This is a genomic window from Paenibacillus mobilis (assembly GCF_058267595.1).
This window is the reverse complement of record NZ_JBZCMS010000009.1, coordinates 145,368-161,819: the sequence shown is the minus strand read 5'-3', so window position 1 is coordinate 161,819 and position 16,452 is coordinate 145,368. Positions and strand designations below refer to the sequence as shown.

Here is a 16,452-nt window from a genome sequence, read left to right as displayed (position 1 = left end):
GGGCATGGAGACTTTGCTGCTGGGTTTATTTTACATTTTCTCGCTGTACGCCTTTATTCCGGGACTAATCAGCCGTTTATTCGGATTTCGAGTGTTCAAGAAGGGGATTGCAGAGCACGAAATCGCTTTAACGTTTGATGACGGACCCGATCCGGTGTACACTCCGCAACTGCTTGATCTGCTTAAGCGCCATAACGCCAAAGCGACCTTTTTTGTAGTTGGTTCGAGTGCCGAGAAACACCCTGAGCTGATCAAGAGGATTCACGAGGAAGGCCATCTGCTGGGTATCCATAATTACAAACATAAGACCAATTGGCTTATGCGGCCCAAAACGGTTACCCAACATATTACGATGACCGCAAAGGTCATTAAAGAAGCAACCGGCGAGGATGCGCACTATTATAGACCGCCATGGGGGATCGTCAACCTATTCGATTATACGAAACAGCGCAACGATTACCAGTTGGTGCTCTGGTCCGCGATCTTCCGCGATTGGCGCGTGAATGTAGGAGCGGACCGCCTCACCGAAAAAATGCTGAAAAAGCTGCGCGGGGGCGAAGTTTTTTTGCTTCACGACTGCGGCACGACGTTTGGCGCTAACCCCACTGCGCCACATGAAATGCTCACGGCTCTGGGGCGCGTGCTGAACGAGGCTGACCGCCGCGGCATCCGTAGCGTTACGATTCAGGATATGATCCAGCATACGGCCCAGGCCAGAAACGAAGCATTGGCCGCGGATAATAACACTCCAGTCGTGCGAAAGGGAGGTATACCGGTGCTGCCCTGGTATAAACGTTTGATCGTCAGCCTTTGGCTTCTTTGGGAGAAGCTGTTCCATGCGATGTTCCACTTACAAACAACGAATCACGACGACCCGATGTTTCATTTTCGCAAAATTAAATATTCGGGGGCGCCCATTGAATTGGAAAGCGGAGGCCAGCTGGTCAAAGGCGATCCCGTCCTTGAACTGCATTTTGACAACAAAAAGCTGTTCCAGCTCGGCTCCAAAGCCAAATCCTCCGTGCATCTGGCGATTCAGCTGGTCCGTACGACAGAGAAAGCCCTTCCGGAGTTGGCCAGATACATTCAGGATCATCCGGAGCTTAAGGAAGTAAAAGCTTTATACGGCATTACGATGATTAACCGCGGACCGGAGCAGTTTGGTTTTACGATTACGGATATGCCTAAAGGCCTGTTCGCGACGTCGACTACCCTTTACTTAAAGCTGCTGATGAGCGTTATTCATCCAAGCGGCCGCGAGCGTATCAAAGCGCATCAGGAGCAAATGGTGCCAAAGATTTTGGTAATTCCGATAGATACGCTGATCAGCCGTTTTGCCCGGGAAGGAACGGTATCCCATTCCCAGCACAAGCAGGTCCTGCAAGCCAAGCAAGAGGAAAAGGCGGAAAGCAGCGACGAGTCCGCGGAGTTGAACGCAAGTTTGCCCGTTTAATTCGGAAAAAAGTACCGGATACCTCCCTTTTCCCAGGGTTGTTCGGTTTAAGGTCTTATTTTTGTATGTGGAGATTTTGGTTTAATGAATTTAACGAAATTAGAGGAAGAGGCCCGTTTGGGGTCTCTTTTTTTCTTTAAATTGGGGATGGGGAGGAGCAGGATTTGGCCCGAAAAAGAAAACCCGGACCTTTCTTCGGAAAGGCCCGGGCTGCTGAATTCATGATTAAATTTTCATAACGCCGCCGGAGCTGGCGTTCGTTACGAGCTTGGAGTAACGCGCGAGATAACCGGTTTTGACTTTAGGCTCAAAACCTTTCCAGTTGGCGCGGCGTTTGGCGAACTCTTCGTCGCTGATATGCAGCTCGATTTTCCGGTTGTTCAAATCCAGCTCGATGATATCCCCGTTTTCAACGAAAGCGATCGGTCCGCCTTCCGCAGCTTCCGGAGAGATGTGCCCGATGCTGATGCCGCGGGATGCGCCGGAGAAACGTCCGTCGGTAATCAGGCCAACTTTGGCGCCGAGACCCATGCCGGCGATTTGCGACGTAGGAGCCAGCATTTCCGGCATGCCCGGTCCGCCTTTAGGACCTTCATAACGGATAACTACAACGTTGCCTTCTTTGACTTTGCCGTTCGCGATGCCTTCCAGCGCTTCTTCCTGGGAGTCGAAGCAGATGGCCGGGCCTTTATGGTATCCGCCGACCGAAGGATCGACAGCGCCGACTTTAATAACGGAGCCTTCCGGTGCCAGATTGCCATACAGAATGGCTAGACCACCGCGTTCGGAATAAGGGTTATCCAGCGAGTGGATGACTTCATGATCCCGGATTTCAACGCCTTCTACGTTTTCGCGCAGCGTTTTGCCGGAGACCGTCATACATTCGCCGTAAATGGCGCCTGGTTTCTTGAGCAGCTCGTTGATAACGGCGCTTACGCCGCCGGCCCGGTCCACGTCTTCAATAAAGAAGTTGGAGGCCGGAGCCAATTTGCTGATATGAGGAACGCGGTTGGCGACTTCGTTGATCCGCTCGAGCGGATAGTCGATTCCGGCTTCCTGGGCCAGCGCAAGGGTATGCAGTACGGTATTGGTGGAACCGCCCATCGCCATATCCAAAGCAAAAGCGTTGTCGATGGATTCTTTGGTCACGATATCGCGAGGTTTCAGGTCCATTTTAACCAGTTCCATCAATTGTTTAGCGGACTTTCTAACGAAATCGCGGCGTTCTTCAGCGACAGCCAAAATGGTGCCGTTACCCGGCAGGGCAAGGCCGAGAGCTTCGGCCAGACAGTTCATGGAGTTGGCTGTGAACATGCCGGAACAGGAGCCGCAGGTCGGACAGCCGAATTGTTCGAGCTCAAGCAGGTCCTTATCGTCGATTTTGCCGGCCTGGTATGCGCCGACGCCTTCAAATACCGAAGTCAGGGACAATTTGTTGCCTTTGCTGTCTACGCCGGCTTTCATAGGTCCGCCGCTGACAAAAATCGTCGGGATGTTGACGCGCAGCGCGCCCATCAGCATGCCCGGCGTGATTTTATCGCAGTTCGGGATGCAGACCATACCGTCAAACCAGTGTGCGGATACGACGGTTTCCAGCGAGTCGGCGATAATTTCGCGGCTCGGCAGCGAATAACGCATGCCGATGTGGCCCATGGCGATGCCATCGTCTACGCCGATGGTGTTGAATTCAAAAGGGACGCCGCCGGCTTCGCGGATGGCTTCCTTCACGATTTTACCGAATTCCTGCAGGTGCACATGACCTGGAACAATATCGATATAAGAGTTGCAGACCGCGATAAACGGTTTGCCGAAATCCTCTTCTTTAACACCTGCGGCACGCAGCAAGCTGCGGTGCGGAGCGCGGTCGAAACCTTTTTTGATCATGTCTGAACGCATTTTGTTAGCTCCCATGATGGCTTTCTCCCCCCGGATATGAATAATGAATGAAATTTAGAAGTGTAAACCGCTAAAGCTTTTTATACAGTCTATCACAACCTCCCCTGCTTTTCTACCATCTTAAGTGAGCTAAACGAAGCTGGAAAAAAGGGTTTTCGCTTGTCAGGGAGAAATTTTTTAATTAAAAGGAAGCAAAAGTGAAAAACAAACAAAAAAGCCGCCGACCCTAATGCCGGGGCTTTTTTGTCAGGTATTGCGGTTAAGCGGAGCCGGGGCAGCGGACGTCATCAGTTGTTCCCGCGGGCTTGTCCGCCTTTGCGGCCAATTTCCCGATAGAACTCCTTGTCGTGGGATTCGGCCGTGGCGGAGCCGCCTTTTTGCCCAATCTCCTGGTAAAACTCGCGATCGTGGGATTTGGAGGTGGCCATCCCGCCTTTGGAGCCAATCTCCTGGTAAAATTCTTTGCCATGGTTTTTGGCGGTAGCTTGTCCACCCAGACGACCTGCTTCTTCACGGCTCATTTTCCCTTTGGTACGTGCCATAAAAATCACTCCTTGACAAGTAATGGTTTTTAATGCGCGTACTGTTATATACCACGGGTCGCTTGGTTGAATCACGATAAAATGGAAAAAGGTAACCCGATTTCTTGCAGGCGAAAAATCCGTTTTTTATTTGGAAATCCGCATCCCAAGCGTTCTGCCGACTTTCCGGGATCTGGAAAACAGCCACTCCACCGGAGGTTCTATAACCGGCGAAGCCATTTTACGGACAATAGGCTGACAGAGAAGCACGGTCAATAGGGTGGAAGTTGCAATTACGGCAAGCGCTCCGCCTGTCCCTTGAATGAATCCGTATAAAGGCGAAGCGGCGGCCAGCCGGACGATCAGGCCATGCAGGAGGAAAACGTACAAAGTCCGCCGGCCGAGATCGGTGACCCTGCAGGCCAACAGCGGCGTAAAAGCAAGGAAGGCTGCAGAGGAAACCAGCTGGAGCACGTACATGCCCAGACGTTCAAACCCGGCGTACCAGGTGTACGGACCCAATTGCCCATAAGTCATGTTTCCATAAAGCCAGCCTAAAGGCAGACGATCGCCCCAGACCCATGCGGCAGCCAGCAGCAATAGTGAAGCAAGGCCGGCGCACAACCGGATTTTAGGTGTGAATACTTTCACGATCCATTCCGGACGGAAGTGGTAACCGGCCATAAAGAAGGGAAGGTACACAAAGGTGCGCGATAAGCTGAGCCAAGTGCCGTCCACTGCCGCATAACCAACAGCGACCCCGAGCAGAAGCGATACTCCCAGCTGTGCGGTCCGCGTCCATTTTTGCAGGCCAAGCGCTGCGGTTCTCCAGAACAAATGGCTGGCCAGAAACCATAACAACAGGTAAGGGGCAAAAAAGGAATGGCGGATATGTTCCACTTTGAAGACCGTTACGTCCAGTACGGAATAGAGGCTCTGAAAAATGAGATACTGCAGGGCGATTTGGGTCATCATCTTGCGGCCGGACAGCCCCCGGAGATTGGGTTTGGCGAAATAACCGGTCACAAACACAAACAGAGGCATATGAAAGGTGAAAATCCATACATAAAGCGCGTGTACGCCCGGCATTTGGCTGATGAGCGGTTCGATCGCGTTGCCCACAAATACGCATACAATCAGCAGAAAACGCAGGTTCAGGAAATAGCTTTCTCCACTCCAGCTTTTCGGTTTATCGTTCATGATCGGCAGGCTCCTTTATGAAGGCAGTCATCCAAGGTTAGCAGGTTAAATGTTTTAATTTTTATGTTTTTTTGCTATAGCTACAGCGTAAGGCAATCAGGCATGGATACCTGTGAGGAAGATCACTTTTGAAAACGCTATCCACGCGGGGAAATATGACGAACTGTTGAATTGTGAAAAATAGGAAAGGTACAATAGAGGAAAGTCATCAAGGGGGAGTCGAGCATGCCCGTCTGTACGATTAACGGCAGGGAATATGCCTTTAAGGGAATCTTATTTGACAAGGACGGCACGCTGCTGGATTTTTTAAGTCTTTGGGGAGCCTGGGCGCTTGAGGTTACGGAGCTTATGACGGAGCGGATGGAACAGGCGGGCGCGCGCCCGCTGACCGATCCGCGCAAGCTGCTCGGCTTGACGTTTGATGCAGAGGGGAAGATTTCCGGTTATGATCCAACGGGTCCGGTGGCTATGGCTACGGAAGAGCAGACGATCGGCGTTTTGACCTGGCAGCTTTATACCGCAGGCCTGCCTTGGAACGAAGCGCTGCGGCAGGTCAGGGAACTGCTGGCGATCGCCATGCAGAAGGTTAAGGGGCAGAGGAATGCCAGGCCCATGCCAGGCCTGCTTGACCTGCTGGTAGACTGCCGCAGGCTTGGAGTCCCGCTTGGAGTCGTTACGGCGGACCGCACTTCCGAAGCGCTGGAGCATTTACGATGGATGGAAATCGAAGCTTATTTCGCAGCGGTTGTCGGGACGGACAGGGTAACACGCGGCAAACCGGATCCTGACATGGTGGTTTTGGCCTGCTCCGAGCTGGGGCTTATTCCACAGGAAGTGCTGGTAATTGGGGACAGCAACGCGGACATGCAAATGGCCAGAGCTGCCGGCGCAGCACTGGCTGTTGGCTACAGCCCGGCTGGGGAAGCAGGGTATTTGCTGGATGCCGAGGCAGTTGTCCGCAGCTACGGGGAAATAAAACTAAGCGCGTATGAGAATTTATCCAATAACAAGGAGCTGAAGGAGCAGTGAGCAACACGAACGAACAGATCGGACGTTTGGCGGAATGGATCGGTGAAAGCAGCCGGATCGTATTTTTTGGAGGTGCGGGCATTTCCACGGAAAGCGGCATTCCCGATTTTCGTTCGGCCGCAGGTTTGTACCAGACGGAGACACGCTCGCCGTATTCGCCTGAGGAGATTTTAAGCCGGCCGTTTTTCGACCGCCATCCGGAAGTGTTTTTTGATTTTTACCGGACAAAAATGCTCCATCCTTCAGCCCAGCCCAATCCGGCCCATCATCTTTTAGCGGCACTGGAGCAGCGGGGGAAATTGTCGGCGGTGGTGACGCAAAATATCGACGGCCTTCATCAGCTGGCCGGGAGCAAAAAAGTGCTTGAGCTTCACGGTTCGGTCCACCGCAACTATTGCATGGACTGCCGGACCTTTCATTCGCTCGAAGAGGTGATCGCTGCACCGGACCCGGTGCCTGCCTGCAAAAGCTGCGGAGGCATCGTCAAACCCGATGTCGTATTATACGGAGAAAACCTGCATGAAGCTACAATCTCCGCATCCATCGAAGCCATCCGGGACGCCGACATGCTGATTATCGGAGGCACTTCGCTGACCGTTTATCCGGCTGCGCAATTCGTCGATTATTTCCGGGGAAATCGAACCGTTCTGATCAATATGGCCCAGACCGGATTTGACGGACGGGCGGGACTCTTGATCAAGGAACCGATCGGCCGGGTCTGCGAGTCTGTTTCACGGCAAATGAACGGAGGTTAATATTCCGTCTATAGTCTTAAAATAGGAAGGGTTTCTTGCTAAAAAAGGGAGAACCTTCTATGATAGGCTGTGAAAATAAGCGAGCTTTACATGTCATACTAGTTAAAATAGAAAGGTAGGATGACGAGATGGTATATTCACCGAACGAAGAAAGATATGAATCGATGGTTTACAACCGGGTCGGCCGCTCCGGACTGAAACTTCCGGCGATTTCGCTCGGCTTGTGGCATAATTTCGGAGGCGTCGATTCCTTCGAGAACGGCCGGGAAATGATCCGCAGATCGTTTGATCTCGGCATCACCCATTTTGATTTGGCCAACAACTATGGTCCGCCTCCGGGATCGGCCGAAGAAATGTTCGGACAGGTGCTCGCAAAAGATTTAAAACCGTTCCGTGATGAACTCGTCATCTCTTCCAAAGCGGGATATAAGATGTGGCAGGGTCCGTACGGGGACTGGGGTTCGCGCAAATATCTGATCTCCAGCCTGGATCAAAGCCTTAAACGAATGGGTTTGGATTATGTGGATATTTTTTATTCCCATCGCCCTGATCCGGAAACGCCGCTTGAGGAAACGATGATGGCGCTTGATCAGATCGTCCGCTCGGGGAAAGCGATTTATGTCGGGATTTCCAATTATCCGGCGGATCGAACGGCTGAAGCCATAAAAATATTGAAGCAGCTCGGCACGCCGCTGCTGATTCATCAGCCGAGGTATTCCCTGCTGGACCGCTGGATCGAAAACGGCCTTCAGGACGTGCTGGAGGAAAACGGCGTGGGCAGCATTGCTTTTACGCCGCTGGCTCAAGGCATGCTGACCAGCAAATACTTAAACGGCATTCCGGAGGACTCCCGTGCGGCCAGCCCGACCGGTTTCCTGAAGGAATCCGCAATAACGCCGGAAGTGCTGCGCAAAATCCGGGCTCTCAACCAGATGGCGGCAGCACGGGGACAAAGCCTGGCGCAATTCGCTCTTGCCTGGGTGCTCAGAGGCGGACGGGTAACCTCCGCGCTGATCGGGGCCAGCCGCCCGAGCCAAATCGAAGAAAACGTAGCCGCGCTTAAAAATTTGGAATTTTCCGAAGAAGAGCTCAGCCGGATCGAAGCCATTTTGAAAACGGATGTTGCTGAAGCTTAATGAGAGGGGCTGTCACCAGGGTATGACCTCGGGGCAGCCCCTTTTTTAACTGCCGCTGCCGCCTCCTCCTGTTACGGAACGGCGGTACGCGCTGGGAGCTTCGCCGTAAAATCTTTTGAACTGCCGGGAGAAATAAAGCGGGTCCGTCAGCCCTACCGATGAGGCAATCTGCTCGATGGACAAATCCGGACGGTCCCGGAGCAAATGGCGGGCTTTGTCGATGCGGAGCTTCAGCAGATAGGTGACGGGGGACATGCCGGTGCCTTTCTTGAATACCCGGGACAAATAGGCGCGGTTATAACCCAGCCCCGAGCACATCTCCTCGATGGAGATCGGATAAGCATATTGGCTGGCCATATAATGGATCATCTGTTTGACCACCCGCTGGATATGCGCTTCGCCTTCGGCATTTTCCGTCCCGGACAGGAGGGAGCGTTTGGCCTCCGCCATCATCAGGTACAGGTGCCCCAGCGCTGCCAGCCCTGCGCCTTCCCGCTGTTCCCGGAAAGCGGACAAGACCGCCTGCAACGCCCCGGGAATCGGACCGTTTTCCGCCGAATGGACGACCGGCGTATCACCGGAGAAACCCGCCTGCCTGGCCAGTTCTTCCGCGCCCTTGCCGCTGAAGGCGATCCAGCGGTAGCGCCAGGGATTGCGCTCATCGGATTCATAGCTGACCAGATGATCCGGTTCGATCATGAATCCGCTGCCGGCCCGCAGGCGGAAGGTCCCTTTTTCCGAGCGGAAGACGCCGCGTCCTTCCTCAATGTAGTGGAAGAGGTAGAAATCGAAAATTTTAGGTCCCAGCCGGTGGGCCGGCGCCGTTTGGCTTTCGCCCGCAAACAGGACGCGCAGCGTGTCCTGGCCGGAGAAGTCGGGATTTGCAGCGGACATATAAGTGGGTTCTACCATCTGTAAACCCTTCCTTCACTAAAATAACTTATGGTTTTATCTTATCGTCAAAAGTCACATAAATCCATATTTAAAACGCATTCAACCATTATCAAAATTTGTCCGGCGCTTCTATAATTAGATTATAAGTTAAGCCTAAATCAAGTTTAAGGACGGGTGAACGCATGATGAACATGCAAGAGCTGAAGCAGAAGTTTAGCGAAGCATTTGGAACAGATGACAAGAAGATTTTGGCTTACCAGGCGCCTGGCCGGGTCAATCTGATCGGCGAACATATCGACTACAACGGCGGTTACGTGCTGCCGGCGGCGCTGGAATTTGGGACTACCCTGCTGCTGCGCGAACGCGGCGACAACAAACTTGTATTTAAATCGGCAAACTTCCCTTATACCGCTGAGATTTCGGCCGATGAAATCGGGAGTTCCAAAACTGGCGAGTGGGTGGATTATCCGATCGGCGTATTGGTCGAATTGGCCAAACTCGGCTGCAAGGTGAGCAGAGGATATGATCTGTATTTTATCGGAGAAATTCCTAACGGAGCCGGCTTATCCTCCTCGGCTTCCATCGAGGTCGTTACGGCCTATGCCTTTGTTTCCGTCGAAGCCAAGGAAATCAACACGGTGGAAATCGCTAAACTGTCGCAGCGCGCCGAAAATCAATACGTCGGCGTCAACAGCGGCATCATGGACCAGTTTGCCGTAGCAAACGGAGCGAAAGACCATGCCATCCTGCTGATGTGCGATACGCTTGAATACAAATTAGTGCCTTTCGCGATCGGTTCTTACAAGCTGGTGATCGGCAATACGAATAAACGAAGAGGCCTTGTGGATTCCAAATACAATGAACGCCGCAGCGAATGTGATGAAGCGCTGAACCAGCTGCAGCCGCATGTTCCGGGACTGGAATACCTGGCGCAGCTGACGCCGGAGCAGTTCGCGGGTCTGGAAAATAAGCTGACCAGCGACGTGCTGCGCCGCCGTGCCAAACACGTGGTGGAGGAGAACGCCCGCGTTCTGGCTTCCGTAGAGGCTTTGCAGAAAAACGATCTGGTCAAGTTTGGCCAGCTGATGAACCAGTCGCATGATTCCCTGCGCGATCTGTACGAAGTGACCGGAGTTGAACTGGATACGATGGTGGAGGAAGCCCGCAAAATCGACGGCACGCTTGGTGCGCGGATGACCGGCGCAGGTTTTGGCGGCTGCACGGTTTCCCTTGTGCATCAAGACTCCGTGGCGTCGTTTGTTCATAACGTAGGCGAAGCCTACAAACAGCGTACGGGACTTGAAGCGGAATTTTATGTGTGCGAAGTGGGAGACGGCGTACACCAATTGAAGGAGGAAGCGTAACATGGCTATTTTAGTAACCGGCGGTGCCGGCTATATCGGATCTCATACGGTGGCGGAGCTGCTGGACAAAGGCGAAGAGGTCGTGGTTCTCGATAACCTGCAGACCGGGCACAGGGAAGCGCTGCTGGGCGGCAAACTTTACGAAGGCGACCTGCGGGACAAAGAGCTGCTGAAGAAGCTTTTTTCCGAAAACAGCATTGACGCCGTTATTCATTTCGCTGCCAACTCTCTTGTCGGGGAAAGCATGCAGGATCCGGTCAAATACTACGACAACAACGTTTACGGAACCTTGTGTCTGCTTGAAGCGATGCAGCAGGCCGGTGTATCCAAGATCGTTTTCTCCTCTACGGCGGCCACCTACGGCGAACCGGAAAAGGTGCCGATCGAAGAAACCGACCGCACGGCTCCTACGAACGTTTACGGCGAAACCAAGCTAAGCATGGAAACGATGATGAGCTGGTTCGACCGGGTGCTGGGCATCAAATACGTGGCGCTGCGTTACTTTAATGCAGCCGGCGCACATGCGAGCGGCAAAATCGGCGAAGATCACCAGCCGGAAACCCACCTGATTCCGCTGATCCTGCAAACTGCGCTTGGACAGCGTCCGTCGATCGCCGTGTTCGGCGACGATTATGCGACTGAAGACGGAACCTGCGTCCGCGACTATATCCATGTCAGCGATCTGGCCGACGCGCATCTGCGGGCTGTGGATTATCTGCGCGGCGGGGGCGAAAGCAACGTATTTAACCTCGGCAGCGGCAACGGTTTCTCCGTGAACCAAGTCATTTCCAAGGTTAAAGAGGTGACAGGCGTAGATTTCGCCGTAGAAGTGAAGCCCCGCCGTGCCGGCGACCCTGCCGTGCTAATCGCCTCTTCGGCTAAAGCCCGCAGCGTGCTCGCCTGGAGTCCGAAACGCGAGAATTTGGACGACATCATCGCCAGCGCCTGGCAGTGGCATCAAAACCATCCGCACGGCTATGAAGGAAAGTGAGGATGACCCCTATGCCTACGCAGCAAGGTTCAACTGAAGCGGCAAACTTGCGTGAAGCCGCGCTTGAAGCGATTGAACGTCTGGTTCAGTTTGCTCTGCAAAGGGAGCTGATTGCCCATTATGATGTTGACTACACCCGGAACCGTCTCCTCGAGCTGTTTAAAGAAGATGAGCCTTATCTGGGCGAGCTTCGCAAGGAGAGCCTGGAAGGTCCTCAGCAGCTGCTGAATGCGCTCATCGATTACGGTTACGCCATCGGCCTTATTCCGGAGAATACGGATACTTATCGGGACCTGTTGGATGCGGAAATTATGGGCCGCGTGATGCCCCGCCCGTCCGAGGTGATCGCTTCGTTTAAGGCCGTAGAGCAGGAACACGGGATCGAGGCAGCGACCAGCCGGTTCGTGAAGTTATGCACGGACGCCAATTATATCCGGATGGACCGCGTGGCAAGCAACGTTTATTGGGAACAGCCTACCGCTTTCGGCACGATGGAGATCACCATCAATCTGTCCAAGCCGGAAAAATCTCCGGCCGAAATCGCAGCCGCCAAGCTGCTTCCTCCGCCGGTGTACCCCAAATGCCAGCTTTGCCGGGAAAACGTCGGCTACGCAGGCCGGATCAACCATCCGGCCCGCCAGAACCTGCGCGTCATTCCGCTGGCGCTGAACGGAGAACCTTGGTTTTTCCAATATTCTCCTTATGTTTACTATAACGAGCACTGCATCGTGTTCCATCATGATCATGTGCCGATGAAATTGACCAAGGACAGCTTCCGCAGGCTGCTGGATTTCGTCCGGCAGTTCCCGCATTATTTTATCGGATCCAATGCCGATTTGCCGATTGTGGGCGGCTCCATTTTGACCCATGACCATTTCCAGGGCGGGAATCACAAGTTCCCGCTTGAGAAGTCGCCGGTGGAGGCCGTTTTCCGCTCGGAGCGGTATTCAGGCGTAACGCTTGGCATCGTCAACTGGCCGATGAGCGTACTCCGGTTGAACGGCAGCGATCCGGACGTGCTGCTGGAGGCGGCCAACGATCTGTACGAGCTGTGGAAAGGGTACAGCGACGCCGGGCTGGGCATTTTGGCGTTTTCGGAGGCGGAAGGCGGTTCCGTGCCGCATAACACCGTGACGCCGATCGTCAGACGCAGCGCGGACGGTGCTTATGAGATTGACGTTGTGCTCCGGAACAACCGGACCAGCGAAGAGCATCCGGAAGGCATTTACCATCCGCACCGGGAGATGCACCATATCAAGAAAGAAAACATCGGGCTGATCGAAGTAATGGGCCTCGCTATTTTGCCGGGGCGCTTGAAGCATGAGCTGGACAGCATTGCCCGCATTTTGTCCGGGGATGAGGCGCTTCGCTCCGCTGTTTCCGAAGACCGGATGCCGGAGCTTTCCCCCCACAGAGAATGGATCGAATCCCTCCTTAAGCGGCACGGTTCCAGGCTGACCAAAGATCAGGCCGACGCTCTGCTTAAGGATGAAGTAGGCACGAAATTCGCGGAAATTCTAGGTCATGCGGGTGTATACAAAAGAACGCCGGAGGGCCAGGAAGGCCTGCGCCGTTTTGTGGCTGCCGCCGGTTATGCCCAATAACAGAACAAAATAGCAGGAAACCTATTAAATCTATGCAATTCTAGGAAATCAGGCCCTCTAAAAGGACTTTTTCCGACACAGACTCTCTGCCTGGAGGGTCTGTTTTTGTTTGATTTGCCCGGATTTTTCCTTTTATTGCTACAAGCTTATTTGTTTATTACAAACTAGAGCAGTATAATAGACCGGGATATTCAAAAATTTCTATAAACCGAAATGGAGGACAAAATACATGGAAGCTTTTACTTTTCAAAATCCAACCAAGCTGATTTTCGGCAAAAATAAAACGGAAGCTCTGAAAACCGAGCTCCCTAAATACGGCAGCAAGGTGCTGCTTGTTTATGGCGGCGGCAGCATTAAACGGACGGGCCTTTACGATCAGGTCCTGGGTTACCTGAAGGAAATCGGCGCGGAAGTGACCGAGCTGGCCGGCGTTGAGCCGAACCCTCGCCTGACGACGGTACATAAAGGCGTCGAGCTCTGCAGAGAGAAAGGCGTCGACATTATCCTGGCCGTCGGCGGAGGCAGCGTTATCGACTGCTCCAAGGCGATTGCCGCCGGTGCCAAATACGAAGGGGACGTGTGGGAGATATTGTCCCGCAAAGCTTCGGCCCAAGCGGCTCTTCCGCTTGCCGTGGTTTTGACCATGGCGGCTACAGGCTCCGAGATGAACGGAGGCTCCGTGATCTCCAATCTGGAGACCGAGGAGAAGCTCAGCTTCAGCAGCCCGTTCACTTTCCCGGCTTTCTCGATCCTGGATCCTCAAAATACCTTCTCCCTGCCTAAGGATCAAACGGTTTATGGCATGGTGGACATGATGTCCCATGTTTTTGAACATTATTTCCATCTGGAAGAGAATACGCCGGTTCAGGACGGTTTTTGCGAAACGCTGCTCCGCACGGTAATCGAAACGGCTCCAAAGCTGATCAACGATCTGGAGAACTATGATCTGCGCGAAAGCATCATGTATGTAGGCACCTTGGCCTTGAACGGCATGGTGTCCATGGGCTTCCGCGGGGACTGGGCCAGCCACACCATCGAGCATGCGGTGTCTGCCGTTTATGACATTCCGCATGGCGGCGGACTGGCTATCCTGTTCCCGAACTGGATGAAATACAATCTGAAAGTCAAACCGGCAAGATTCAAGAAGATGGCGGTTAATGTCTTCGGCATCGATCCGGCCGGAAAAAGCGACGCCGAAGTCGGCGAAGAAGGCATCAATGCCCTGCGCGCTTTCTGGACTTCCATCGGGGCGCCTAGCCGCCTGGCCGATTATGACATCGACGACAGCAAACTTGAACTGATGGCGGAAAAAACGGTCAAATTCGGACCGTTCGGCAATTTCGCCAAACTGGACAAAGCGGATGTATTGGAAATTTACCGCATGTCCCTATAATCCTAATTGCAAGCAAAAACAGGTGCTCCGGACAACCGGAGCGCTTTTTTTATTCCCTGAACAGGAAAATTTTGAAACCTTATATAAATTTAGGCGTATGAATTAGTAAGCAAGACAACCGAAGGATCTGCAGGAGGGTAACATGGATGGATGGTATTGGGGATGCCTGATCGGCGGTGTTTTGTTTACGCTTGTAAGCGTCCTGATCGGGGACCTGCTTGGTCAATGGCTGGACGGGATGTTTGATTTTTTGTCCGTCGATTTCCTTAAGCCGGTTGTGCTGGCAGGAGGAATTACCGGCTTTGGCGGGGCGGGCATTTTGCTGGACCGCTACACCGGGCTTGGGCAAACCGCGGTTCTGGTGCTGGCCGTGTGCATTGCTCTTCTCCTTTGCGCATTGGTCTATTTCGCCTATGTGGCGCCGGCGGAAAGGAGCGAGAACTCTACCGGATTTTCCGAGCGGGAGCTCCCGGGCAAGATCGGGGAGGTCAGCATTCCGATTCCCGGGCAGGGGTTTGGCGAAGTGATGGTAAGAGGGGTTGGCGGCAATTCCCTGCACATTGCGGCAAGCTGGGAGCGGCGGCCGATAGCGGCCGGGGTTCAAGTCGTGATTGTGGATTGGCGCGACGGTGTGGTGTTTGTTTCGGAAATGGATGAAAGAACAGGGGAGGAATGGAATTGAATTTATTAGATCTGCCAGAGTATTTTTTGATTCCCGTAATTGTTATTGTTGTCCTGCTTGTGCTCGGTATCGCGTTTTGGGCCCGTTATAAAACGGTCAGTCCGGATGAAGCCATGATTGTCACCGGTTCTTTCCTGGGCAGCAAAAACATTTCTGAAGATGATTCCGGCCGCAAAATCAAAATCGTACGCGGAGGCGGCGCGTTTATCTGGCCGATTTTCCAGCAAAAGGAGCTTTTGTCGCTCTTGTCCCACAAGCTGGATGTCACGACGCCGGAAGTTTATACCGAGCAGGGGGTTCCTGTGCTGGCAGACGGCGTGGCCATCATCAAAATCGGCGGTTCCACGGAAGATGTGGCCACCGCGGCGGAACAGTTTCTCGGTAAACCGGTCGAAGCGCTTAAAGGGGAGGCCCAGGAAGTGCTTGAAGGGCATCTGCGTTCCATTCTGGGTTCGATGACCGTCGAAGAGGTGTACCGGAACCGGGACCGTTTCGCACAGGAGGTTCAAGGCGTCGCGGCCCGCGACCTGAAGAAAATGGGTCTGCAGATCGTATCCTTCACGATCAAAGACGTCCGTGACAAACACGGTTATCTGGACGCGCTGGGTAAACCTCGTATTGCAGCCGTGAAGCGGGATGCGGACATTGCGGAAGCGGAGGCGATCCGGGATTCCCGGATACAGAAAGCCCGCGCCGAAGAAGAAGGCCAAAAGGCCGAGCTGCTGAGGGATACGAATATCGCGGAAGCGGCGAAAGAGAAAGAACTGAAAGTGGCTTCGTTTAAACGGGACCAGGATACGGCGAAAGCGGAAGCCGACCAGGCCTACCATATCCAAGAGGCACGCGCCAAGCAGACGATGGTCGAGGAGCAGATGAAGGTAGAGCTCGTGCGCAAGGAACGTGAAATCGACCTGCAGGAAAAAGAAATCCTCGTCCGTCAAAAGCAATACGACGCCGAGGTGAAGAAAAAAGCCGATGCCGACCGTTATGCGGTAGAGCAGGCGGCTGAAGCCGACAAAGCGCGCAAAATGCGCGAGGCCGACGCCTTGCAATATTCGATTGAAACTCAGGCAAAAGCATCCGCCGAGCAGAAACGCCTTGAAGGTCTGGCGATTGCCGATGCGGAACGGGCCAAAGGTACGGCCGACGCGGAGATCATCCGCCTCCGCGGTCTTGCGGAAGCCGAAGCGAAGGAGAAGCTGGCCGAAGCGTTCCAGAAGTTCGGCGAAGCGGCGATCCTCGATATTGTGGTCAAAATGCTGCCCGAGCTGGCCGGCAAAATTGCCGCTCCGATTTCCGGTATCGACAAGCTGACCGTCGTGGATACCGGCAAAGGCGAAGGGGCTGCCCGCGTCAGCAACTACGTCACCGAGCTGATGGCGACCGCTCCAGAGATGCTGAAGAGCGTATCGGGGATTGAACTGAATTCCTTGATCCAAGGCTTGACGCAAAAAGTTGGGTCTCCGAAAGTTACGCCGGCTGCCGAAGCGGCTGCTACTTCGGATTCTGTGCCGAAAGCTTGAAAATCTGTACC

The 16,452-nt window shown here is 53.6% G+C and carries 13 protein-coding genes and 1 pseudogene; 10 read left to right on the top strand and 4 right to left on the bottom strand.

The annotated features are described in order from the left end of the window. Window positions 1-4: 4 nt before the first annotated feature. Entirely contained in the window at window positions 5-1,453 is a 1,449-nt protein-coding gene (locus tag AC3ZPD_RS17080; protein WP_490985490.1) for a polysaccharide deacetylase family protein, read from the top strand. Window positions 1,454-1,678: 225 nt separating this feature from the next. Here AC3ZPD_RS17080 and ilvD read toward each other — a convergent pair whose 3' ends face one another. The 3 genes and pseudogenes from ilvD to AC3ZPD_RS17065 form a co-directional block, all read right to left on the bottom strand. Beyond that, entirely contained in the window at window positions 1,679-3,364 is a 1,686-nt protein-coding gene (gene ilvD / locus AC3ZPD_RS17075) for a dihydroxy-acid dehydratase (protein WP_490985489.1), read from the bottom strand. A gap of 275 nt (window positions 3,365-3,639) precedes the next feature. After that, window positions 3,640-3,891 (bottom strand): annotated as a pseudogene (locus tag AC3ZPD_RS17070) (KGG domain-containing protein); the annotation flags it as partial. A gap of 126 nt (window positions 3,892-4,017) precedes the next feature. Beyond that, the gene (locus AC3ZPD_RS17065) at window positions 4,018-5,070 is read right to left on the bottom strand and encodes an acyltransferase family protein (RefSeq protein ID WP_490985488.1); all 1,053 of its coding nucleotides are present in this window, start codon (window positions 5,068-5,070) and stop codon (window positions 4,018-4,020) included. Between the two features lie 225 nt (window positions 5,071-5,295). On the opposite strand from AC3ZPD_RS17065, the gene AC3ZPD_RS17060 reads away from it, so the two are divergent. The 3 genes from AC3ZPD_RS17060 to mgrA all read left to right on the top strand — a co-directional run bounded on the left by AC3ZPD_RS17060 (window position 5,296) and on the right by mgrA (window position 7,990). Continuing rightward, a complete protein-coding gene (locus AC3ZPD_RS17060; protein WP_490985487.1) occupies window positions 5,296-6,099 on the top strand; it encodes an HAD family hydrolase in 804 nt (267 codons plus the stop codon). Next, window positions 6,096-6,854, top strand: coding sequence for an NAD-dependent protein deacylase (locus tag AC3ZPD_RS17055; RefSeq protein ID WP_490985486.1), 759 nt, complete (start codon window positions 6,096-6,098; stop codon window positions 6,852-6,854). Before AC3ZPD_RS17060 ends, AC3ZPD_RS17055 begins: the two co-directional genes overlap by 4 nt. A gap of 128 nt (window positions 6,855-6,982) precedes the next feature. Next, window positions 6,983-7,990, top strand: a complete 1,008-nt coding sequence (mgrA, locus tag AC3ZPD_RS17050; RefSeq protein WP_490985485.1) for an L-glyceraldehyde 3-phosphate reductase — start codon at window positions 6,983-6,985, stop codon at window positions 7,988-7,990. Window positions 7,991-8,035: 45 nt separating this feature from the next. On the opposite strand, the gene AC3ZPD_RS17045 is transcribed toward mgrA, so the two are convergent. Further along, window positions 8,036-8,902, bottom strand: a complete 867-nt coding sequence (locus AC3ZPD_RS17045; RefSeq protein WP_490985484.1) for an AraC family ligand binding domain-containing protein — start codon at window positions 8,900-8,902, stop codon at window positions 8,036-8,038. A gap of 167 nt (window positions 8,903-9,069) precedes the next feature. Here AC3ZPD_RS17045 and AC3ZPD_RS17040 point away from each other — a divergent pair, with 167 nt between their 5' ends. The 6 genes from AC3ZPD_RS17040 (at window position 9,070) to floT (ending at window position 16,441) form a co-directional block, all read left to right on the top strand. Next, window positions 9,070-10,248 (top strand): galactokinase, encoded by a 1,179-nt coding sequence (locus AC3ZPD_RS17040; RefSeq protein WP_490985545.1) that lies wholly within the window; start codon window positions 9,070-9,072, stop codon window positions 10,246-10,248. A 1-nt stretch (window position 10,249) separates the two neighbouring features. Beyond that, window positions 10,250-11,239 carry a UDP-glucose 4-epimerase GalE gene (galE, locus tag AC3ZPD_RS17035; protein WP_490985483.1) on the top strand — a complete coding sequence of 330 codons (990 nt, stop codon included), beginning with the start codon at window positions 10,250-10,252 and terminating at the stop codon, window positions 11,237-11,239. A gap of 11 nt (window positions 11,240-11,250) precedes the next feature. Further along, window positions 11,251-12,843, top strand: a complete 1,593-nt coding sequence (locus tag AC3ZPD_RS17030; RefSeq protein WP_490985482.1) for a UDP-glucose--hexose-1-phosphate uridylyltransferase — start codon at window positions 11,251-11,253, stop codon at window positions 12,841-12,843. Window positions 12,844-13,072: 229 nt separating this feature from the next. Next, window positions 13,073-14,236: an iron-containing alcohol dehydrogenase gene (locus AC3ZPD_RS17025; RefSeq protein WP_490985481.1), complete on the top strand. Its 1,164-nt coding sequence runs from the start codon at window positions 13,073-13,075 to the stop codon at window positions 14,234-14,236. Window positions 14,237-14,378: 142 nt separating this feature from the next. Further along, window positions 14,379-14,918 (top strand): NfeD family membrane protein, encoded by a 540-nt coding sequence (locus AC3ZPD_RS17020; RefSeq protein WP_490985480.1) that lies wholly within the window; start codon window positions 14,379-14,381, stop codon window positions 14,916-14,918. A gap of 11 nt (window positions 14,919-14,929) precedes the next feature. After that, window positions 14,930-16,441 (top strand): flotillin lipid rafts scaffold protein FloT, encoded by a 1,512-nt coding sequence (gene floT, locus AC3ZPD_RS17015; protein WP_490985544.1) that lies wholly within the window; start codon window positions 14,930-14,932, stop codon window positions 16,439-16,441. The last annotated feature ends 11 nt before the right edge of the window (window positions 16,442-16,452 follow it).